Here is a 23,412-nt window from a genome sequence, read left to right as displayed (position 1 = left end):
GCCTGGACCCTGTTGCAATGCACACATGAAATCAAACGCTTGGAAGTGTTTGGTATGACGGCCTTATCACGGTCGAGGGCCTGCGCCAGGTCAATAGCCGGCAAATTTGTTTTGCAATGCACAACCGGAAGTCCCGGAACTGTGCGGCGGCAACGATCGCCGCGGGCACGGCGCCCTCAATTCCGGGCTCGATGGTTCGGCGAAAGGAGCGAACGGGCCCGTTTCGCGCCCTGCCACCGCGTTCGATGCGAAAACGCACGGCGGTTCCCTGCGAACGGGCTTGTCCGGCAGAACGTTTTTTACCAGAGCAGTGCTTTCCGTGCGCCGGGCCCGATGCGATGGTGCCGCGACCGGCCGAGCTGCGCGGCGGCAGGCGGAAGAAAGCGGCGTCGACGCTCCGGCCATTGGAGAACAGCCATGACCGATCCGTCCGGCCCTGCCCCAGGCATTGCCGTCTTTCATCCGGACTCGCCAAGCGCCTGGCGCCGATTGCGTCTCGCCCTTGCCATCGGCACGGTCGGCAGCATCGGGCTCTGGTCGGTCGTCCTCGTGATGCCGATGGTCCAGGCCGACCTTGGCGGAACGCGGGGCGAAGCCTCGCTCGCCTACACCGCGACCATGGTCGGCTTCGGTCTCGGCGGCGTCCTGACCGGTCGACTGACGGACCGGCTCGGCATCGTGCCCGCGATGGGGCTGGGCATCGTGTCTTTGGTGTTCGGCTTTCTCGTCGCCGCTGCGTCGATGGCGCTGTGGCAGTTCGCCGCCGCCTGTCTCTTCGTCGGGCTCGGCGCGTCGGCGACCTTCGCGCCGTTGATGGCGGAGGCCTCGCACTGGTTCGTGCGCCGCCGCGGCATCGCGATCGCGATCGCCGGCACCGGCTACTATCTCTCGGGCGCCCTCTGGCCGCCGCTCATCGAGCACAGTCTCGGCGCCTACGGGTGGCGGGGCGTGCACATCGCCCTCGCCCTCCTCTGCGGCACCGTCATGGCGGGTCTCGTCCTGGTCCTTCGCTCGGTCGCCGGCCGCGCGCCGCGCAAGCTCGAAGTGTCCCACGCGCCCCCGGGCGTCGATCTCGGCCTCGGTGCGAACGCCATCACGGCGATTCTCTCGATCGCGAGCTTCACCTGCTGCGTCGCCATGGCGGTGCCGCAGGTGCACATCGTCGCCCTGTGTTTCGAACTCGGCTACGGAACCGCGAGCGGCGCCGGGATGCTGTCGGTGATGCTGGCATTCGCCGTCCTCAGCCGGATCGGCACGGGCTTCATCGCCGATCGGCTGGGCGGGCTTGGAGCCTTGCTCATCGGTTCGCTCGCGCAGGCGTCCGCGCTTTCGATGTATCTGGCGTTCGACGGGCTCACGTCGCTCTATGTGGTTTCGGCCCTGTTCGGCCTGTTCCACGGGGGGATCGTCCCCTGCTATGCCATCATCGTGCGCGAAACGATGCCGGCGCAGGACGCGGCCGCCCGCGTCGGAACGGTGATCATGGTGTCCCTGGTCGGCATGGCGTTCGGCGGCTGGATCGCCGGCACCATCTTCGACAGAGCCGGCTCCTACGACGCGGCCTTCCTGAACGCCCTCGCCTGGAATATGGCGAACGCGGCGATCGTGCTCTTGCTTCTCGCGCGCGCACGAGGCCGAGCGCTCCGAAATGTCTCGTCGAACTAGAGCGAAATGCGTTAAGTCTGGATCGACATTTCGCTCTAAGTATTTGTTCTTCCGCATGATGTTGTCCGAAAAGTCATGCAACTTTTCGGCATCATGCTCTAAAGATCCGGCAGACGGTTTCGGATCGCCGGATCGAGGCGTAGCCGGATCGCCGGACATCGGCGGACCGGACGCACCGGCCGAAAGATCCCGACCGCCGAAACGTCGCCGGATCCGGAGTGCCGCGCCGAGCAGACGGCGACCGGACGCCCGAAACCCACCCGGCGCCATGACGGGCCGGATGGGCTGGGAACAGGTTCGTCAGGAGCGTCGATCGGGATCGGTCAGACGCCGATCTTGCCGCCGCCCTGCTTGGTGATCGCCACGACCGACGGGCGGACGGGCATGGTGTCCTCGAAGTCCGGCCAGCGGGTCGAGAGGTCCTCGTAATAGGATGGCCGGCCGAAGCCTTCCCAATCCTCGCCGCCGTCTCCGGGGTGCTGGACCGCGACGAAGAAGGTCGTCAGATCCGGCGTCGGCAGGGGGCCGCACATCTCGGCGCCGACCGGCACGCGGAAGAACAGCTTCGAGGTCCCACGCGCCTCGCCCTCGGTATCGAGCGCGAACAGACCGTCGGTGCGTCCGGTGGACTTGGGGGAATTGCCGTCGGTCGAGACCCAGAGACGGCCGTCGGCGTCGACGGCGCAATTGTCCGGCATGCCGAACCAGCCGTTCCGGGTGGTCTCCGTCGAGAAGGTCGCCCCGACCTCCGCGACCGAGGGGTCGCCGCACTGCAACAGCACCTCCCAGGTGCCGGACGTGGCGGCGAAATCGCCATCGGCCTCGGCAATCTCGATGATGTGACCGAAGGCGTTGTCGACACGCGGGTTGGCGGCATTGGCCTCCTCGCGACGGGTGTTGTTGGTCAGCATGACATAGACGCGGCCATTGGTGCCGTTCGGCTCGATGTCCTCCGGCCGGTCCATCGGCGTCGCCTCGAGCAGGTCGCCGGCCCGGCGCGTCTCGATCAGGACGTCGGCCTGGCTGTTGAAGCCGTTCTCGGCGGTCAGCGGACCTTCGCCGTGGACCAGCGGCAGCCAGACCATCGAGCCGTCCTCGTCGAAGCGCGCGACGTAGAGCGTGCCCTCGTCGAGCAGGTCCATGTTGGCCGCGCGGTCGGTCTCGTCGAAGGTGCCGGCGGTGACGAACTTGTACACATAGTCGAACCGCTCGTCGTCGCCGAGATAGAACACGACGCGACCATCGCGGTTGACGATCGATTCGGCGCCTTCATGCTTGAAACGGCCGAGCGCGGTGCGCTTGCGGGGCACCGAATTGGGGTCGTTCACGTCGACCTCGACGATCCAGCCGAAGCGGTTCGGCTCGTTCGGCTCCTTGGAGACGTCGAAGCGGTCGTGGAACTCGCCCCAGGCATAGCTGCCGTCCGGCACGCCGTAACGCTCGTAATTGGCGGCTTCGGGATGATCGGCGGGCAGTTCGCCGAGGAAGTAGCCGTGGAAATTCTCCTCGGCCATGATGTAGGTGCCCCAGGGCGTCACGCCGCCGGCGCAGTTGTTGATCGTGCCGAGCACCTTCGTGCCGGTGGCGTCGGCATTGGTCTTCAGGCGGTCGTGGCCGGCGGCCGGGCCGGTCACCAGCATCTCGGTCTGGGCGGTGATGCGGCGGTTGTTGGCACCCTCGCGCACGACCCGCCACTTGCCGCCTTCCTTGCGGATCTCGACGATCGTGCCGCCATGGGCCGCCATCTCGATATCGACGCGCTTGCGGTCGGCAGGGGCGACGACGAGTTCGGCAGGCTCGCCGGCCGAAGCCTCCTTGATCGTCACGATGCCCGGAAACATCAGATGCTCGTTGGTATATTCGTGATTGACGACGAGCAGGCCGTGCTCGGACGAGCCGTTGATCGGGATGAAGCCGACATAGTCGTTATTGTAGCCGAACTGCCGCTCCTGGGCTTGCGGCGTCTGGTTCTCCGGATCGAAGTCCGGCGAATCGGGGAACAGGCCATCGCCCCAGCGAAGCAGGATGTCGGCATCGTAGCCTTCGGCGACATGATGGTTCGCGTCGACGCCGGCCTCGACCTCCTTGAAGGTGAAGCGGGAGGCGCCGGTTCCTTGCGCTCTGGCCTGTTCTGCGCTGAGAAGCGCCATCGGGCTCACCGTCGCGGCGATCGCGGTGGCGGCAAGCGAGCCGCGCAGGAAGTTGCGACGCGAAAAGCGCGAGGCGATGATCTCGCCCATGGTGCGGTTGGCAGTGGGGTTCAGCCCTTCGCCCTCGGCTTCCTCGAGCTGGCTGGTGCGGAATGCCGCGCGGATCGGTGCTTGATCGTTCATGACGTCTTCTCATCGATAGGGATCAGGGTCCCCGTTCGGCGGACAGGGCTGCCCCAGACTCGAACGGTTCTAAAGAGAAGTAGGCGCGCAATGTTACAGCCCGGTGACGCCCCCGCCCGCGCCCTCCCGCAGACCCGCACGAGCACGGGCACGGGCACGGAACATCGGCGGGCGGCGCCCCGTCGGGCTGTCCGACGTCGGCGTTCCCCGTCTAGGCGGTCCTGCGCGAATGTCCGATCCGCCATTCCGACGGCGTGCAGCCTTCCCATTTCTGAAAGGCACGGTAGAACGATCCCTGCTCGTCGTAGCCCAGCAGGGAGGCGACTTCGATGATGTCCAATGCGCTTTCCTCGAGATATTCGCGGGCCAGCGCGTGCCGTGTGCCGCTGAGAAGGGACTGGAAGCTCTGCCCTTCCTCACTCAACCGCCGCTGCAGGGAGCGTTCGCTCAGCGCCAGTTCGCGCGCGATGCTGCGCAATTCGGGACGGCCCGCGGTCAGGTTCCGGCGAAGCAGCCAGCGCACCCGATCGACAAGCGTGCCGCTCTTCTCCTGTCGGCCGATATCCGACGACAGCGCTCTGTCCAGAAGATCGAGAAGTTCGCGGTTGTAGGTTTCGAAGGGCAGGAGCAGATCGCTGCGCGTCAGAATGAGGCGATCCCGCTCCGCGTTCCAGCCGATCGGACAGCGGAAGAAGGTCGAGATCGCGGCGCTCGGTCCGCGCTGCAATTCAAGCCGGAGGGGACGGACATTCCTGCCCGTGCCGGCCCTTGCCAGGGCGAGAAGCGAGCCCATTGTCGCATCGGTCAGGGACCGGGGAGCCTCGCCCTTGCCGTAGGGCCATGTGGGCGAGAGGATACAGGCGTCCGCCGTCAAGGTGATATCCAGCTGTTCGGGCGCGCATAGCCTCTTGAACCGCGCAACCCGCTGCAGGGCATCGTGCAGGTCACGCGCGTGGTAGCCGGCCATGAACGAGGGCGGCATCACCGCGCCATCGAGCGACTGCGACAGGTGCAGTCCGACGTCCGTCCCGCCGAGAGCGTCCAGCCCACGCCACAGCGCGAAGAACTGCGCGGTGTCGAGGTGGGTGTTCTCCTGCCCGGCCTGAAGCGGCAGGCCCGCTTTCCGCAAGAGTTCGGAGCGTCTCAGGTTGAGGCGATCCACGCCCAGCCAGAATGCGGCCGGAACTTTGACACGGTCGGCCATCATCGGGCAGTGAACCCCCCGTCGATGGCGAGAATATGCCCGGTGACGAAGCTCGCCTGGTCGGACAGCAGCCAGACGATACAGTCGGCGATTTCCTCCGGCACGCCCAGGCGGTTCATGGGGTGCATGGCACTGATGATCTCCTCGTTATAGTTCGGGTCGTTCCCCTCGAGCTGGGCGGCGAGGATGTCGGTCTTGACCGCGCCCGGAGCGACGCCGTTGATGCGTATCCCTTGCGTTGCATGATCGAGCGCCGAAGATTTGGTCAGACCGGCGACCGCATGTTTGGTGGCCGCATAGGTGCCCGCCCACGGCATGCCGTTGATGCCGGCGATCGAGGCCAGGTTCACGATCGCCCCCTTGCCCTGGGCCAGCATCTGCCGGATTTCGTATTTCATGCAATGGTAGAGGCCGAGAATGTTGGTCTCGACCATCGCCCGGAACCTGTCGCTGTCCGACAGATCGACCGAGGTGATGTCGTTCGAGATCCCGGCATTGTTGACGGCCATGTCGAGGCGCCCGAACTCGGCGACGATCCCGTCGATCATCGCCTTCACGGCGGTTTCGTCGGTCACGTCGTTGCGGACGAAGCGGACCTGCGCACCATTTTCGGCGACGGCTTCGATATCCGTTTTCGCCCTGGTGCCGTGGTCTTCGCGACGACCGCTGATCACGACCGTGATCCCGCGGCCTGCAAGCTTCAGGGCCGTCTGTCTGCCGATTCCGCTGGCACCGCCGGTGATGAGGGCAACTCGGTTGGTCATCGTCTGTCTCCATGATCGATCATGGCGTCGGAATAGGACGCATCGGGCGACAGCGTCACGGCAGGAGACGCCAGATGATGGGCGTTGGACGCCAGCCTGTGCGGACCGATGCGCTCCGGCGCGGCCGGCCGGTCCTGCCCGTTCGGCCCAATAAAGGGCGGGATAGGATCTCTCCCTCGATCGCAACGGACTGGCAGTCCCGTGGCGGGGGCATCGATGGACGCTTGCGCGACGGGGCGCATCCAGGTGAGACATTTCCTGTTCCCGTCGAAACGCGGATCCATGGTGTCCGGCACGCGCGGGAAGCGCCGCCGCACGAGGCGCCCCACCTCGGCGGCAAGCCGGATCACTCCGCATGGCCGATCGCCACGGCCGTTGCACGGCTTCCGGCCATCCGGCAGTTCGGCAGGGTCGGAGCCGGTTGCCACCCGACACGCCGAGCGTGCATCGTGCCCCGTCTTGGCTGAGAAAGATCGGAGATTTCCATTGCGTCGCGTCGCACGTCTCTTTTTGTGTGTCCTGCTGTACCAGCCCGGCTTGGCGATGGCGGAGATGATCCAGATCGATGGTCCCGACGGTCCGCTCGGCGCAGAGTTGGTGGCGCCCGACAAGGCGCGCGACATCGTCGTGATCGTACCCGGATCCGGGCCGATGGATCGCGATGGAAATTCGCCACGGATGGGCTTGCATTCGGACAGCTACAAGCTTCTGGCGGAGGGTCTGAAGGCGGCCGGGATCGCTTCGTTGCGGATCGACAAACGGGGTTTCTACGCAAGTGCGACGGCCATCTCCGATCCCAACGAGGTAACGATCGGCGCTTATGCAGGCGATGTCCAGAAATGGGTCGCGCGGGCGTCGGCCGTTGCGCCGCGCGTCTGGATCGCGGGTCATTCCGAAGGCGGCCTGGTGGCCCTGGTCGCTGCCCGGACCCCGCCGAGGAGCCTGCGCGGGCTGATTCTCATGGCGACGTCGGGGCGTCCGATGGGACAATTGGTGATCGAACAGTTCCGCGCAAATCCGGTCAACGCCGAGCTGATGCCGGACATTGAATCGATCGTCGCTGATCTCGAGGCCGGTCGCGGCCGCGATCCCGAATCGTTGGCCCCGGTCCTCCGACCGCTCTTCTCGGATGGGCTACAGCGCTACATGATCGACCTGTTCTCCCATGATCCGGTGACGATCGCGGAAAACTGGCACGGACCGACGCTCATCATCCAGGGCGACGCTGACCTTCAGGTCAGGCCCCGCGACGCGGATCTCCTGTCCGATGCCATGCCGCAGGCCGTACGCGCCGATCTTCCCGGCGCGACCCACATGCTGAAGCTCAATGTCGCCGGCAGACCGATGGACACCTATACCAATCCCGCGCTTCCTCTCCATCCCGACCTCGTCGCGAGCATCGCCCGTTTCCTGGAACAAGAATGACATTCGACCCGATTGCGCGATGCCGTCTTCGAGCTCGGATCCGCCGCTCCAACACCGTGGAGCTTGGGAAACGAAAACATCCGACCAGGCGCCAAGCAACGAACCCGCCATCACAGCGTCAGGGCGTTCGAGCAAGGCTTCGCATCCCGGAACGCCGAACCGCCGACGCTCGAACATGACAGCCTTCCTTTGTGCGCCGACCATTTCGTCGGACGGATCGATCCGAGGCGGCCGTCCGGGACAATGTCTCGCAGCTCGGCTTTTCGGGATTCAAGACCATCGGCAAAGCCCCAGAATGCCGCGCCCGACGGAGCCTTCGAGACGAGAGCCGAGATTTGCGGCTCGCCTGACCGGGATGCCAGGCGCGAGCGGGCCTGTCGCGATCGTCACCGGCTCGGCGCGGAAAGACCGCCGCACCCTCGTGCGGCGGTCCGGCTTCATTCCCGCAAGGCCGCTCAGGCGTTGAAGTCGTAGGGGTCCTGCTGAAGCAGGCCCTCGTTCGAAGCATTCAGGGCGAAATCGGCGCTGGCGAAGGCGAACAGATCGTCGGCCGAAGCCTCGAAGGACGCATCGAACATGTCGGAACCCGGGAAGGTCCACGGGAATGCGTTTCCGCCATTGCCATTGCCATTGCCATTGGTCCCGCCATTCTCGCCGCTTCCCATCGGAACGAACAGGCTGTCGAACGCAGCCCCGCCATCGGTCAGATCGACCTCGCGATCGTCGAAGACGAGGCGTTCGACGCTGCGCAGTTCGACGCTTTGCCCCTCGCTCGTCAGCTCGAACCGGCCGAAGCCGCGCGTGCCGCTGTAGTCGGCGGCGCTGCCGGCGAGGACGACGACATCGGTGCCGCTGCCGGCATCGACGACGTCGCTGCCGCCACCCAGTTCGATCCGGTCGTCGCCCGAGCCGCCGGTGAACCGGTCGTCGCCGATGCCGCCAACCAGCCGGTCGTCGCCGGAGCCGCCGCGCAACCCATTGCTGCCCGTGCCCGCGAAGAGGACATCGTTGCCGGACCCCCCATCGAGCGTGTCGTCGCCCCCGTCGCCGAAGAGGATGTCGTCGCCCGAACCGCCGAGGAGGCGATCGTCGCCGTCGCCGCCGACCAGAATGTCGTCGCCCCGTCCGCCGGACTGATCGTCATCCCCGCTGGTGCCGAACAGGATGTCGTTTCCGTTCGAGCCTTTCGACCCGATCAGATAGTCGACCTCGCCGAAGCGCAGCGTCTCCACTCCGGTCAGACCATCGGTGCCGCCCGAGCCTTCGAGATCGCCGACGGTGATCGTACCGTCGTCCTTGCGGGCGAAGGCGTGATCGATCGCTCGGCCGCCGAAGGTCGCGATATCGTCGCCCGCGCCGCCGTCGATCAAGTCGTCGCCCGGGCCTCCGGTCAGGATGTCGTTGCCCGCGCCACCGAACAGACGGTCGTTGCCCGCGTCGCCGAAGAGGACGTCATTGCCCTCGTTGCCGAAGATCAGATCGTTGCCGGCGCCGCCGCGGACCGTGTCATCGCCGCGACCTGCCGCGATGCGGTCGTCGCCGAGACCGCCGTCGACGAGATCTGCGGCGGAACCGGTGATGAGGACATCGTTGCCGTCGCCGGCATCGATCACCGCCTTCACGTCACCGGTCGAGATCCGGTCGTCGCCGGCGGTGAGCGTGAGATCGACCGTCTCGAAGCCGGCGATCAGCGTGCCGTCGTTCGCCTTCAACGTGCCGGCGCCGTTGTTGAGGATGACCACCGGCGTGCCGGTGGAGCCGCGCGAGAAGTCGACGATCGCGCGGTCGTCGCCGGCGCCGCCATAGAGCTGGTCGAGCGGCCCACCGGTGACCACGTCGTCGCCATCGCCCGCATCGACGAAGTCGGCCGTCGGGACCTCGTCGCGCACGTCGATCCGGTCCTTGCCGGCGCCGCCGCGAATCTCGTCGCGGCCGGCCCCGCCGGTCAGGCGATCGTCGCCATCGCCGCCATCCATGCGATCGTCGCCGTCACCGCCGTCGATCTCGTCGTTGCCGGCATCGCCGAAGAGGAGGTCGTTGCCGGCCGCACCGAGAAGGCGGTCGTCGCCGTCGCCGCCGCGGATCATGTCGTCGACGGCGCCGCCGTCGATGGCATCGGCCCCCGCGCCGCCGAGGAGTATGTCGTCGCCATCGCCGCCGAACAGGGCGTCGTCGCCGCCGCGACCTTCGATGCGATCGTCGCCTTCGAGGCCTTCGATCCGGTTGTCGCCATCGGTTCCGACCAGGGTGTCGTCGTCAGCGGTTCCGGTGTTCGCGCCCGATGCCTCGACAAGCGACACCTCATCACCGCGGAACCGGAGATTCTGGATGCGGACATCCTCGAGCGGACCGGTATCGTCGTCCGAGTAGATCCTGCCATTGCCGTCGACGACGCCATCGCCGTCGCGATCGATGTCGCCGCTGTAATTGGCGAAGAGATATTCGGCGAACGCGTCCTGCTCGGTTCCGTCGTTGGCGAAGACCGCCTCGCCGGACACGAGGCCGTCATCCTGCCCGTCGCCGTCGAGATCGTTGAGATCGACGCGGTTCACGCCCTCGCCCTGCGGGAACGGATAGCCGTCGCCGCCGCCCGCGAGGAAGCCGAGCGTCACGACGCGGAAGGTCTGGTTCGGATCGCCGGCGATCTCGCCGTCGACCACGAGGTTGAACAGCGCCTCGCCGTTCGCGTCGACGATCGCCGCGTTCTGGATGCGGCTGCCGGGCGCAAGCGCGGGATCGAAGGAGAGTTCGATGCCGGACAGCTGCGCGAAGCGTCCCGCAGCGCTCGGAAGCCCGCCGACGCCGTATTCGAGGACCTCGACGAGCTGCGCGCGGGTCAAGGTGACAAGGCTCAGCGAATTGTTGAAGGCGAGAGCCGAGGCGATATCGTTCTGCGAGATGCCGCCTTCAGGCTTCACGACATTGCCCGCGCCGTCGACGATCGCGCCGTTCGGCAGCCGGACGGCTTCGGTCGCACCGGCCGGCACGGTGGTCTCGCCGATCGACGCGCGGATGCCGCCGCCGTTCTTGATGGAGACGAGAACCGGCTCGTCCTCGCCGAGCGCCTGCGCGGCCCGGTTGGCGTAAGCGAGATTGGCGTCGGCGGTCAGATTGCCGAGATTGGTCGCCTGGGTCCTCACCCCGTCCGGATCGCTCGCCGTGCCCTGGCCGGACCGGTTGCCGTTCAGGAAGACGTCCGAAACGCCGAAGACATTGCCCTCGGTCTTGACGACCTGCTGCTCGATCTCGGATGCGATCCGGGCGATTTCCGGATCCACCAGAGAGCCGGCGTTCAGCGCCGCGACACCTGCCGCATCGGTCGCGTAGGCCCCGGAGACCGCCGCATCGTAGGAATTGGCGATGATGTGGCCGTCCGCGTCGAAATCGATCGCGAGACGCCCGACATATTTGTAGGAGCCGTCCGTGTTGACGATCGCGACCGTGTTCCCGTCGGCCCCGGTCTCGAAGATCGGGTACTGGCCCTGCTTGCCGTCACCGTCCCGTGGACGGTCGTCATCGTCGAACAGGCGCGTGTTGGAACCGCCGGCGATGATGATGTCGACGCCGGATAGGCGCGTCGCGAGCGCCTCCTCGATGCTCAGGCGCTGCATGTGCGAGGACAGGATCACCTTGTTCATGTCCGGATTGGCTTCGAGGATCCTGTCCACCTCGGCCTGGATGACGGCGGCGAGTGCGTCGAGCTGCGCATCGGTGGGCGTGTCGTCGAATTCGAGCGGCAGGATCTCGAGCGATCCCGTCGATGTGATGCGGGCATTCGTCGGCGTGGTCGCGCCGACGACGCCGATCTTCTCGCCGCCGACCTCGATGATGGTGGAAGAGGTGACGACGCCGGCTTGCGGAGCTTGGCCGCCGGGGATTTCGAGCGGAGCCAGATTCTCCTGCGTCGAGAAATCGAGATTGCTCGACAGGTAGGGGAAGCGCGTCCCGGCGAAGTCCTGTCCGAGAATGGTGCCTCCGGCCGAGCCGTCGATCAGGGCGGCGAGGGCCGCCGGCCCGAAATCGAAATCATGATTGCCGAGCGCGCTCGCCTGGACGCCGAGTTCGTTCTGGATCTGGATCGAGGCGAGGCCGCGGGCGCCGTAGAGGGCTTCCGAAGCGGTCGCGAACACGCCGGGAATGAAGAGATCGCCGGAGGACAGGGTCAGCGTGTTGTCCTCCAGCCCGTCATTGCCGAGATCCTGGGCCCGCAGCGCGTTGAGAACGGCCGAAAGGTTCGGCGCCGCCTCGATCGCGCCCGACAGGGCTTCCTGGTCCGAGAAGTGCAGCAGCTCCAGCGTGTAGGGCTTCTGCGCCGCGATCTCGACCTGCTTCGTCGCGGCGACCGCGCGGGTCCCGTCGTTGAAGCTGTATTGCAGCGAGACCGATGTTTCGGGGGTGACCGAGGAATTCTCGTAGGTGATGGCCCGCACCGCGGCGTCGACAGCCTTGCCGCTGGCTTCGCCATTGAAGGCAAGCGAAAGGGTGCCCCCGCCATTGCCGACGACCGTGCCGATCGACCGGCCATCATAGACGAGCGCCTCGCCGGCAACGAGATCGCCCAGCTTTCCGCTCGCGCCGAAGAGGTCGGACGCGTCGGCCCCGCCCTCGCGTGCGATCGTCAGGCTCGCGCCGCGATAGTCGCCATGGCCGGCATTGGCCCGATCGAGCTCGATGTCGAACAGGTCCACATCGCCGTCCAGAACGATCGCCCCCTTGCCGGTGAGGAAGCGCGCAGCATCGCCGAGCCCCGTCATCTCCGGCGTATGGACGTCCTCGATCGTCAGGGTCAGCGCCTCGAAATTGGTGATCTGCCGGCTGTCGGAACGGAAATTGTTGTCGGAGACGAGCAGAAGGGTCTGCCTGCCATCGTCGAGCCGCGCCCCCAGCACCATTCCTTCCAGATTGTCGGGGCTGACCGTGTCGAGATAGATGCCGTCGGCGTTCACGTGATCCGGCAGGAAACCGATATTGGCGATCAGCGTCTTCTGCGCCGCGACGATCGTCATATCCGCGTCCGAGAGGCTGGCCGTCCCGCCAAGATCGGTGGCGCCGCTCAGATCGACCTCGTAGATCCTGATCGAATTGCCCTTGCCCGAAACGAAGATGCGCTCCATCGCCAGGAGATGGGTGTCGTCGAGCGTCGCCAGTTCGACGAGGCCGTTGTCGGTCGCCATTTTATCGCTTCCGAAACCGTCGATGCGATAGACGAACTGACGCGCCAATTCACCCGAAACGGTATCGAACTCCAGGATGCGGGTGGGGAACCCTTCATCCGTGCCCTGTCCGGCATCCTGCCGAAGGGGATGTTCCGTACCGGCGAACAGGGACTTGCCATTGGGTGTCAGCGCAAGGCTCTCGATGCCCCGGTTGAAGGAGACGCCGGTTCCCTGCGTGGCGCCGGTCAGGAAATCGGGCAGTTCCAGCGCACCGATCTGCACCCCGTCGCTGGAGAATTTGCGGATCGAGGGCGGCGCGTCGGATCCCTCGGAGCTGATGTAGAAGACGTCGTCGCGGGTCGAGACGATCGCTTCCGGATCGCTCGGTCCGACCGGTGCGCCGTCCTCGGCGCGCAACTGCGTGACGCCCGTCACCGTGATGTCGCCGTCTCCCAGACGCCCGTCGGCCCCCAGATCGATGTCGAGGCTGTAGAAGCGGGGAAGCGCGTCCCTGGCATCGGAGATCGCGACATAGGTGCCGTCGGCCAGCCGGGTGATGCCCGACAGACCGCCGAGCAGCAGCCCGTCGACGAGGGTGCCGTTGGGGATCGTCGTAGACCCCAGGAATTCGGCCGCACTGATCTGGTTGTCGCGATTCGGCATGTCGTCCTCACTGCTTACGTTAAGACCCACGAGGATCGGGTCGTGGTCCGACGATCGGTAGGGGTTGGTTGCGTCGAAGAGCTCCGGATCGCGCCCGAACTCCAGATTGTAGTCGAGGGCGTCCGCCTCGTCGGCGTTGATGTGCCACTCGATCGCCGAGACGATCTGCTTGAAGAGATCCATCGAGGCGAAGGCGTAGTCGAGCGTGCCGATCAGCCCGTCGAAGACGAAGGAATAGGCCGTATTGAGAAGCGCTCTCGCCACGTCGACGAATCCCGCTTCCGTCGTGAGATAGTCGATCGGGTCTTCCGACGCGTAGGCGTTGAAGTCGCCCATGAGCATGATGTTCTTCGTGGCCGAACCGGTCGGATCGCTCTTCAGCCAGCCATCCAGCGCCTCGGCGGCGAGAAGGCGCATATTGTTGAAATTGCCTGCGCCGTCGCCAAGGTCGGCGTCGGCGCCCTGCCCGGAACCGCCCTTGGATTTGAAGTGGTTGGCAACGACGGTCAGCAGTCCGCCATCGGCGTCCAGTTCCTCGAAGGTGACGGCGAGCGGCGAACGGTTCGTGCTCGGCCCGTTGAAGACGCTGCCCCCCGGCGCGCCGCCATTGTTGTCGACCGTCGAGCGATCGAGAATGGACGGGTCGACCTGTTCGTCGGTCAGGATCGCAGGCGCCGTGCCCTCGGCGATCTTGGCCTTGTCGGTGCGGTAGATCATGCCGACGGCGATCGCATCGCCGCCGACGAACTCCTGGCCCGGATCGACGAAGGCATAGGTATCGCCTCGCGCGTTGAGAGCCTCGACCAGCGCCTCAATGGCGATCGGGCGCGGAGCCTGCGCGCTCTGATCGCCGGGAGCGCGCCCGCCCGGCAGGAAATCGTTCTCGATCTCGATCAGGCTGACAATGTCGGCATCGAGGCCGGCGATCGCCTCGACCAGCTTTTCGAGCTGACGGTCATATTCGGCCGTCGGGCCGACACCGCCGACCGCGCCTTGCGGCGCGATATCGGCACCGCGCGGCTCCAGATTCCGGTCCGGCCCGACATCGTCGCCGCCCGTGTCCGGGAACTGGTCGAGCGTCGTGAAGAAGTTGAGGACGTTGAAGGCGGCGACCTTCAGATTGCCGCTCGGCGAAAGCATTTCGGCCGGCCTCGGATTGGCGCGATCGAAGCTGTTGTCGTCCGCCTCCGTCGCCCGGATGCGCCAGGTCGCGCCCGAAGCCGCATTGCCCGCGAACTTGTAGTCGAGAATGCCGGAAAGGCCGGTCGTGGTGTCGCCCATGCGGGGCGCGGTTTCGGCCGAATAGGCTCCGAAACCCTGAAGGTTCGTGATCGGGGCGTTCTGAACGTTGAGGCCATCATCGTAGGTGATCGTGCGCGACCCGACCCGGTCCAGATAGGCCGCGTTCCCTTCGGCGTCGGGATCATTGTGCTGGGTGTACTGGTAGGGGCGACCGCCGGTGAGCGTGGTGCCGCCCGGTCCCGCCTGCTCGAAACCGTTCGCATCGAACAGCTTGATCTCGTTGAAACGGTCGAGCTGGAACTGTTCGGTGATCGTCAGCGTCTCTTCGATGGTGACCCGCATGCCCTCGAAGGCCTCGAGATCCGGCTGGACGTCGCCGTTCTGGGAGCGGGTCGTGGCCGCGCTCGGCAACTGGACGAGCGCGGCGCCCGGCAACGGATTGTTCGAGGACACGATCTCGACGACGCCGCCGTTCGTGACGTCGAGCTGGGTTTCGCCGAAGAACTCGGAGACCGTTCCGGTGATCCTGACCTTGTCGCCGATGGCGACGTCCGTCAGGAAGCTTCCGGTGCCTTCGAAGACGAACAGGCCTTCGGACGATCTCGCATCGCCGTCGGCGTCGGCGTCCTCTTCCTGAATGTAGAAACCGCGCAGGTTGCGGCCCTCGTCCCCATCGCCGTTCTGGAAGTCGCCGACGACGATCGCCTCGACCGTGACGCTCTTCCCGCGCAGCGGACTGCCGGCGGCGTTGCCGAACCCGTCGTCTTTCTGGGTGTCGGCCGTACCTTGAATGGTCGAGATCAGCGTGTTCCCGGGCTGGGGCCGGGGCTCCTCGCCTGCCGATCCGCCGAGATCGTGAACGGTCAGCGTGTTCGACCCCTCATTGGCGACGACCAGAAGGTTGGACGCGGTGCCGCTCTCGGATGCCGAAATGAACTTGAGGCCCTCCGGCGCATCGTCGCCCTCGGTGATGAAGGCGCCGACATAGGTCGCCGCCCTGGGGTCGGAAATGTCGAAGGCGAACGTCGCATCGGCGCGTTCGAGGCCGACGAAGGCGTAGGCCTTGCCGTCAATCATGCCGATTTCGACGGCTTCCGGCTCGACGCCCTTATTGTCCGAGCGGCCATCGTCGTAGAGCCCGAGCTCGGCCGCGATCCGGTCCAGCATGTCGCCGGAATCGAAGACGAGATCGCCGTCCTCGTCGCGGATCGAGAAGGAGCGGCCGCCGAGCGAGAACAGGGCCTCGTAGACCCCGTCCCCGTTCCTGTCGCCGTCGATGGCGGAGACGATCAGCCGGCCCAGCGCGCCATCCGCCTTCAGGGCGTCCGCGTTGGGAAAGGCGCGGGCATCGAGGGCCAGATCCTTGACCCGCGCCGCATCCACGTCCCGGTCGTCGCCCTCGTTGGCGAGCACCATATAGGTGCGTCCGTCGACGGTGTAGGTCGCAACGCCATCCGGCATGAAGATGCCGTTCACATTGGCGGGGCGGAGATCGATCGCACCGTCGCGGTCGCTCGGATCGAGCGCGTTTTCCGGGAGGGAATGGTTCTTGAAGCCGAGGCCCTGAATGTCGCCGATCGTGAAACCGCTGAAGGTCGCGATGTCCTCGATGATCGCGACGGCGTTGTTCTCCTGCAAGGTGATGACCGCGCGATTGCCTTCGATCGCCACATATTCCGGCTCGATGTCGGCCGCGACGGACGGTGCATTGTCGTTGACCCGCGCGCCGAGCGCCCGCAGCGCATCGGCGGTGATGGACGCGTCGGAGAAGTCGTAGGTCGACACCGTCGAGGCCGCCGGATCGGAGGCATCGATCGCGATGATCGAGACCGACCCGTTCGGATTGACCGCCGCGTCCGGCTCGTTGTCCTTGCCCGAGGACTGACCCTCGTTGGCAACGACGACATAGGCTCCGTTCGCCGAGATCGCGAGACTGTCAGGCAGGGGCCCGACCTTGACCGAGCCGCGATAGTCGCCGGTCGCGGCATCGAAGAACAGCACCGAGCCGTCGCCCGTCATGTCGGCCGCCGGCAGCGCCGCGACGACGAGGCCGTTCGCGACGGCGACCGACGTGAAGGCCGCGCTGTCGAAGACCTGGCCGGTCGCCGAATCGATCAGCGTCGCCGGATCGATCGTCGCCACGAGGGTCAGGCCGGCAACGCCATCGTCGGGCTTGTCGTCGAACGGATCGGACCCGTCGACGATCTGGAGACCGGAATCGGAGGTGACGAAGAAGCGGCGGGTTCCCGCATCGTAGGCGACGATCTCGGCCCCGTCCAACTTGATGGACGCGGACCGTTGCGAGGCAAGGACCGTGCCGCCGTCGGTGCCGGCATCCGCGTCGAACGTGATGGTCTGGCCTTCGTTGACCGTGCCGCGCGTCTCCCCCTGCGGACCCGCCCATGCGAAATCGGACGCGCCGGAGCCATCGCCGGTGCGCTGCAGCGAATGGCCGGCCGGCGTGCCGCCGCCCTCCGCAACGCCCACATCGATGCTCGTCATTCCCTTCGCCGGACCGTCGGCCGCGGTGAACGCGCCCTCATAGCTCAGGAATTCGACGACACCCTGAGGTCCGACGAGCGCCATTCCGTCCGGGCCGCCGTTCTGCATTCCGACTGTGTCGACGGTGATGAAGCGCACACCGTCCGAGACCGTGCTCAGCGCCTCCTGAAGCGCGATGCGCGCATAGCTGGCGCCGTTGCTTCCGTTGTAGAGGACGAGACTGAAGCCATCGAGATCGGCATCGGCCGGCCCCGCCACCTCGACGAACTCGCCGACGTCCGCACCGTCATTGTCGTAGTGGAATTCGTTGATGAAGAAATTCATGGGAACGCAACCCGCCCTGCCAGACCAAAACACGGCATTTCCTAGGGTCGCTGTGCAACAGTTCGATGAAGCGTTAAGACAAAATTAACTTGTGAATCGTGTTACACGCCTGTCATTCGGAACGGCTAGAGGAACCTTCCCTGCCGGCGTTTTGGCAGGCGAAACGCTTCCTTGCGATCGACGAGTTTTACATGTCTTCCAACAGCATCATCGCCCGTGCCGGGCTCTACGGCTCGCTGCCGGTCCTCGCGGTCTTCTCGCTGGCGATCAATGTGCTCCTGTTGGTGCAGCCCCTCTACATGCTGCAGATCTACGACCGGGTGCTGGCCTCGGCCTCGTTCGACACGCTGATCTACATCTCGCTGATCGCCGTGGCGGCCCTCGTGCTTCTCGGCCTGATGGATGCGGTTCGCGGTCTTCTCTCGTCCCGGATCGCCGCGCGCCTCGACGAGAGGCTGGGCCCGCAGGCGCTTCTGGCGGCCATGCACGGCCCGAGAGCGCGGGAGGGCGACGTCCAGCCCATGCGCGATCTCGAGGCGATCCGCAACTTCGTTTCCAACAAGCTTCTTCTCGCGCTGTTCGACCTGCCGTTCGCGCCCTTCTTCATCGCGATCCTCTATCTGATCCACCCGGACATCTTCTGGCTGACGCTGGCCGGCGCCGCCGTTCTCGCCGTCATCGCGCTGTCCAACCAGTTCGCCTCGGCCAGGCCTGCGACGCGTGCCTCTGCCGCTTCGATCGAGGCGACGGGAACCGCCCAGTCATTCGTGCGCGGCTATGAGAGCCTCAAGGCGATGGGCATGATCGAGAACGCCATTTCGAGATGGGGCGCCTCGGAGTGCCGGGCGCTCGATGCGCAGGCGCGGGCCGCGAGCGTCAACGCCTGGTTCGCCGGCCTCTCGAAGACCGTGCGCATGGGCCTTCAGATCGCAATCCTGGGCTATGGCGGCTACCTCGTGCTGGAAGGCGAGATGACCGCCGGCATGATCTTCGCCGCCTCGCTGATCTCCGGCCGGGCGCTGCAGCCGATCGACCAGGTGATCGGCGGATGGCGGGGTTTCGTGGAAACCTCGAAGGCCCGCAAGCGGCTTCTCGAAGCCCTGTCGACGGTGACGGACGAACGCGACAAGACGGAGCTGCCCGCCGCGCAGGGCCGCATCGGGGTGACCAACCTCCTCGTCTTCGCCCCGAACGCGGGACCCGGAGACGAGCCGCTGCTCAAAAACGTCTCGTTCAATGTCCTGCCCGGGGAATGCACCGTGGTTCTCGGACCCTCCGGCGCCGGCAAATCGACCCTGATGCGGGCCCTTGTCGGGACGATCAGGCCGCATTCGGGCACCGTGCGCATCGACGGGTCGGAGATCGAACACTGGCGCGCGCAAGCCCTTGGCGAGCGCATCGGCTATCTCGGCCAGGATGTGGAACTCTTTCCAGGAACGGTCGCCCAGAACATCGCCCGCTTCGATCCGGAAGCGGACGATCGGGCCGTGATCGAGGCGGCCCAGATGGCCGGCGTCCACGATCTCATCCGCCGTCTGCCGCAAGGCTACGACACGCGGATCGGACCGGGCGGCCTCGCCCTGTCGGGCGGTCAGCGCCAGCGGGTCGCACTGGCGCGCGCGTTCTTCCGCATGCCGACCATCCTCGTCCTCGACGAGCCGAACGCCAGTCTCGACACGGAGGGCGAGGCCGCCCTCGATCAGGCCATCCTCGCCGCCAAGGCCAACAAGGTCTCGGTCGTCCTCGTCACCCAGCGGCGCACGATCGTCGAGAGGGCGGACAAGGTGCTTCTTCTCGACAATGGCCAGGTGGAGGATTTCGGAGCCCGCGAAGCGGTCATCGCCCGGCGCGCCGAGCGGTTGAAAGCCAACCGTCGCAGGCCGGATATTGCGAGCCCCGCACAGCCAGGTCCAGCGCAGGGTCCGGCCTCGGGGGATCCGACGATCGGACCGTTCGCCACCGCCGTCCGCGCATGATTTCGGCCGACCCCCGAAACGGTCGGTCGTCGCGCGTCGATCGGCAGCCGGCGCGGCGTGCGAGACCGTCGCCGCGGCAGACCCGGTCCGCACGGCCGTTCGTTCGGCCGGCGGCACGTTGAACGTTTCGACAGACACAAAGATGAAGAGCCACCCTTCGATGACACGCCCCAACGAGACCTACCGTCTGCAAAACGTCAGGAGCGGGCTTGCCGGCATCACCGTCGCGGGCCTTGCCTTCTGCGGCGTCTTCGTGGCCGCCTTCGGGGCATGGGCCGGGATCGCGCCGATCTCCGGCGCGGTGCTTGCGACCGGCGTCATTGCCGCTGCGGGCCAGAACCAGAACATCCAGCATCTGGAAGGCGGTATCGTCGCCGAGATCATGGTCGCGGAAGGCGAACGGGTCGCCAAGGGCGAGCCGCTCTTGCGTCTCGACGCCACACCCGCGACCGCCCGGCGCAACCGGCTCCAGACCCAGCTGGTGGGCCTCGACGCGAAGGCTGCGCGTCTCGGCGTCGAACGCGACAATGGGGAGCGCCTCGACTTCGCGCCGGAGCTGGTCGAAACCGCGAAGGCGGAAGGGCTGGGCGCAATTCTCGCGGAGCAGCGCAAGGAGTTCGACGCGCGCCTCGCGCGCCATCGCCAGGAACGGTTCATCCTGAAGCAGCGCCTTGCCGCGTTGCACGAGCAGATGCAGGGCCTCGGCGCCCAGAAGCAGGCGATCCAGTCCCAGCTGTCCGTCATCCGCGACGAAGCGGCCCGCAAGCAGCAGCTTCTGGCGCAGGGGCTGACCAACCGCACCGAATATTCCGCCCTGATCCGCAGCGAAGCCGATCTCGTCGGCCAGCTCGGCCAGCTCGAATCCAGCCTTCTTGCCTCCCGCATGCAGGCGGCCGAAGCGCGCGAGCAGATCGAGAAGCTGGACACCAAGCGCATCGAGACCGCGCTCGCCGAGCTCAACGCGGTGCGGGTCGAACGGGCCGACCGGTCGGAGCAGCTGGACGAGGCGCTCGATGTCCTGTCCCGAACCGTCATCCGCGCACCCGCGGACGGGATCGTCGTGCGCATGGCGATCAACGCCGTCGGCGGCGTGGTCGAGCCGGCGAAGCCGATACTCGAACTCCTGCCGACCGTCGACGAACTCATCGTCGATGCGAAGATCCTGCCACAGGATATCGACGCGCTTTTCGTCGGCCAGGGCGCGCGTCTGCGCTTCAGCGCCCTCAACGCCCGCCGGACGCCGACGGTCGATGCGCACGTCGCCTACATCTCCGCCGATCGGCTGACCGATGCACAGAGCGAGCAGCCCTACTACACCGCACGCCTCGGGCTCGACGACGCCCTGCCGGCCAATTTCGATGTCGACGATATCTATCCCGGCATGCCCGTGGAGGTCTTCATCTCCACCGAGGAACGGACCTTCGTCGAATATCTGGTGAAGCCGATCGAGGACAGCTTCGAACGCGCCTTCCGCGAGGAATGAGGGCACATAGGCATCCGCCGACGGCATGTCGCAGATGTCGGATTTCGGTCGGCGCGGAGACATGGCGCGCGTTCCCCGCGATCCTCGCACGCGTCGCAATATGAGGCAGGCGATCCGTCATCGCCGGCGACGCACAGGATGCGGTCTCGAAAACCCTGCCCGAGAGCATCGCCCCGAAAAAGGCCGAATCGATCTTCGGAAAGCGCGAAGGGTGAGATCACAGCGATCGCCGGAGCATCGTGCGTCTGAACGGACGCACGATGCCCTCGTCTAGGCGTCCGCCTCTTCTTCGATCGTCAGGTTGCGGAGCAGCGTATAGATCTGATCTCCGCTGAGGCGGGACGGATCGAAGCCGCTGGACGATCCGATATCGGCGAAACGTTCGGCATCGACGCTCGACGTCCCGACGAACCCCATTGCCCAGTTCGGAAAGCTGCGGGTGTCGATCGGATCGAGCGCAAGCAGCGAGACGTCGCCGTGCCGGTCATCCTGCTGAATGCGTTCGAAAGCCGCTTCGATATTCGGCAGCGGGCCCTCGAGGACCTGCGCGAAACAGCCGGCATTGAACAGGAGTGCCCCGGTGATCTGGTCGCGCGTGTTGTTGATTCGGCTCTTGGCCAGAATGTCGTCGATATGGGCGGAGAACACAGCGTCCTCGCCGGACGTGTGATTGCGGCTGTAATAGACGAGCCGGTGCAGGGTCTCGGTCATTCGGGTTCTCCTTTCCATTCGCGGTTCGACTGCGCCAGGAAGGTCGCAATCTGATCCGGTGCCATCGGGCGGCCTGTCAGGTAGCCTTGGACATGGGTGCAGCGCTCGCCGCGAATGCGGGCGAGTTGTTCGAGGGTTTCGACCCCTTCGGCCGTGATGGCCATGCCAAGGCTCGTCCCCAGCCCCGCCACGGCCCGCAGGATCGCCTCGCTGTCGGCGTTCGCGTTGGCAACGAAGGAGCGGTCGATCTTGATCTTGCTGAACGGAAACTTCTGCAGGTAGCTCAGCGATGAATAGCCCGTGCCGAAATCGTCCATGGATATCTTCACGCCGAGATCGCGCAGGGCGGCCAGCGTATCGAGCACATTGTCCGTGTCGTCGAGGAGAGCACCTTCCGTGATCTCGATCTCCAGCCGATGGGCCGGCAAGCCGGCCTTTTCCAGTGCGGACGCGACCGTTTCGAGAAGCGTGTCGGCCTTGAACTGAAGCGGCGAGACGTTGACCGCAACGATCAGATCGCCCGGCCAGGAGGCGGCCTCCTTGCAGGCGGTTCGAAGCACCCATTCGCCGATCTTCACGATGAGACCGTTCTCTTCGGCGAGCGAGATGAAGTCGAGGGGCGGAATATTGCCCTTGACCGGATGCTTCCAGCGCAGGAGCGCCTCGAACCCGATGCAAGTGTCGCTCGCAAGATCGAGGAAGGGCTGGTAGTGCACCTCGAACTGCTTGAGGGCGAGCGCGCGTCTGAGATCGATCTCCATTTCCCGTCGCCGATGAAGAAGCTCGTCCATCCCCGGCTCGAACATCCGATAACGGCCGCGACCGGCACGCTTGGCCTCGTAGAGCGCCAGATCGCCGTTGCGCAGGGCGTCGCGAGCCTGGGTGAGACCGGCCTGCAAGGCGACGCCGACGCTGACGCCGATATTGATGGTGTGACCGTTGAGAACATAGGTCCGTCCGACAAGGTCGACGATCCGGGCGGCGAGTTTCTCCGCGTCCGCGGGCGTGCGGACGCCGTGCTGGAGGACGATGAACTCGTCGCCGCCCAGGCGCGCAACGATGTCGCCTTTCCGGCAAAGGCCGGTCAGGCGGTCGGCGACCTTCTTCAGAAGAAGGTCGCCGATGCCGTGTCCCAGCGTGTCGTTGACCATCTTGAAGCGGTCGAGGTCGAGACAGTGCACCGCAATGGCCGCGTCGACGCCCTTGGCGAGGGCGCCCGTCAGGTGCGACATGAACATGTTGCGTTTCGCAAGCCCGGTCAGATCGTCCAGATCCGTCGCGACGGCGGGATGAAGCGACTTGGCGGAGGGTCGAAAGTCGATGACGGACAGGCCGTCACCCAGGGGGGTCAGCGAGGCGTCGTAGGAGAGATCTTTCTTCGTCGACAAGACCATCGACGAGATGCGGTCGCACGCCGTGCTCGCCAGAGCGAAACCGCTGAAAAGATCGCGCATGTTGAGCCCGATGATCCATCCGCCGAACGAAGCCTCAGCCGCCGCATTGGCGTAGGTCACGTCCCCGTCGCGATCGATCGCGAGCACCGGATGCGATAGATTCTGAAGAATGCGCTCGGCGCTCGGAGCGTCCGCCGGTCGGGGATTTGGATCAGGCGCCAAAGGCGTCACGATATTCATAGCGGCCTCTTTGGCTCTCTGACTTCGGACCGAACCGTTGCAGAAAAAAGTTATTATAATGAGTACGATGGAGCACATGGGCGAGACAACCGATGCGAACGGACATGCCCTTGCGCCATCGCCGCCGCTTCGTCTTCATCTCGCCTTCCGTGCCGGCGGAGCGAGCGAGCATGGTGACGTCCTATTCTCTCGCGAGAGCCTGTGTGACGATGTGCCGACCGGTACGCCGCCCCCCCCCCCCCCCCCCCGAGACCGAAAAGCTTCGGTCTGGCCGCAGTTCAATCGGCGGCTGATGATGGTTGCACGGTGTGGTCCTTCAAGAGCGAGCCG

General features: G+C 65.9%; 10 protein-coding genes. 4 read left to right on the top strand and 6 right to left on the bottom strand.

Annotated features, from left to right (window positions below):
- Window positions 1-417: 417 nt before the first annotated feature.
- Window positions 418-1,665, top strand: coding sequence for an MFS transporter (locus U0C82_RS08890; protein WP_322186711.1), 1,248 nt, complete (start codon window positions 418-420; stop codon window positions 1,663-1,665).
- Window positions 1,666-1,988: 323 nt separating this feature from the next.
- On the opposite strand, the gene U0C82_RS08885 is transcribed toward U0C82_RS08890, so the two are convergent.
- From U0C82_RS08885 to U0C82_RS08875, 3 genes are all read right to left on the bottom strand, one after another.
- Window positions 1,989-3,998, bottom strand: a complete 2,010-nt coding sequence (locus U0C82_RS08885; RefSeq protein WP_322186710.1) for a PhoX family protein — start codon at window positions 3,996-3,998, stop codon at window positions 1,989-1,991.
- Between the two features lie 211 nt (window positions 3,999-4,209).
- Window positions 4,210-5,205: an AraC family transcriptional regulator ligand-binding domain-containing protein gene (locus tag U0C82_RS08880; RefSeq protein WP_322186709.1), complete on the bottom strand. Its 996-nt coding sequence runs from the start codon at window positions 5,203-5,205 to the stop codon at window positions 4,210-4,212.
- Window positions 5,202-5,966 carry an SDR family NAD(P)-dependent oxidoreductase gene (locus tag U0C82_RS08875; protein WP_322186708.1) on the bottom strand — a complete coding sequence of 255 codons (765 nt, stop codon included), beginning with the start codon at window positions 5,964-5,966 and terminating at the stop codon, window positions 5,202-5,204. The genes U0C82_RS08880 and U0C82_RS08875 overlap by 4 nt, the downstream gene beginning before the upstream one ends.
- A 282-nt stretch (window positions 5,967-6,248) precedes the next feature.
- Here U0C82_RS08875 and U0C82_RS08870 point away from each other — a divergent pair, with 282 nt between their 5' ends.
- Complete coding sequence (locus tag U0C82_RS08870; protein ID WP_322186707.1) at window positions 6,249-7,391, top strand: alpha/beta hydrolase; 1,143 nt, start codon at window positions 6,249-6,251, stop codon at window positions 7,389-7,391.
- Window positions 7,392-7,846: 455 nt separating this feature from the next.
- On the opposite strand, the gene U0C82_RS08865 is transcribed toward U0C82_RS08870, so the two are convergent.
- A complete protein-coding gene (locus U0C82_RS08865; RefSeq protein WP_322186706.1) occupies window positions 7,847-17,278 on the bottom strand; it encodes an ExeM/NucH family extracellular endonuclease in 9,432 nt (3,143 codons plus the stop codon).
- A gap of 191 nt (window positions 17,279-17,469) precedes the next feature.
- Between U0C82_RS08865 and U0C82_RS08860 the strand changes: the two genes are divergently transcribed.
- On the top strand, window positions 17,470-19,254 hold the full coding sequence (locus U0C82_RS08860) for a type I secretion system permease/ATPase (protein WP_322186705.1): 1,785 nt from the start codon (window positions 17,470-17,472) through the stop codon (window positions 19,252-19,254).
- Window positions 19,255-19,414: 160 nt separating this feature from the next.
- Window positions 19,415-20,737 carry an HlyD family type I secretion periplasmic adaptor subunit gene (locus U0C82_RS08855; RefSeq protein WP_322186704.1) on the top strand — a complete coding sequence of 441 codons (1,323 nt, stop codon included), beginning with the start codon at window positions 19,415-19,417 and terminating at the stop codon, window positions 20,735-20,737.
- A 270-nt stretch (window positions 20,738-21,007) separates the two neighbouring features.
- On the opposite strand, the gene U0C82_RS08850 is transcribed toward U0C82_RS08855, so the two are convergent.
- Both U0C82_RS08850 and U0C82_RS08845 read right to left on the bottom strand, forming a co-directional pair.
- Window positions 21,008-21,448 carry a BLUF domain-containing protein gene (locus U0C82_RS08850; RefSeq protein ID WP_322186703.1) on the bottom strand — a complete coding sequence of 147 codons (441 nt, stop codon included), beginning with the start codon at window positions 21,446-21,448 and terminating at the stop codon, window positions 21,008-21,010.
- Complete coding sequence (locus U0C82_RS08845; RefSeq protein WP_322186701.1) at window positions 21,445-23,082, bottom strand: sensor domain-containing protein; 1,638 nt, start codon at window positions 23,080-23,082, stop codon at window positions 21,445-21,447. Before U0C82_RS08845 ends, U0C82_RS08850 begins: the two co-directional genes overlap by 4 nt.
- Between the last annotated feature and the right edge of the window lie 330 nt (window positions 23,083-23,412).

The sequence above is a fragment of the Fulvimarina uroteuthidis genome (assembly GCF_034321785.1).
Classification (GTDB): Bacteria; Pseudomonadota; Alphaproteobacteria; order Rhizobiales; family Rhizobiaceae; genus Fulvimarina; species Fulvimarina uroteuthidis.
The sequence above is the reverse complement of the archived record's forward strand: the minus strand, read 5'-3'. Positions and strand labels throughout refer to the sequence as shown.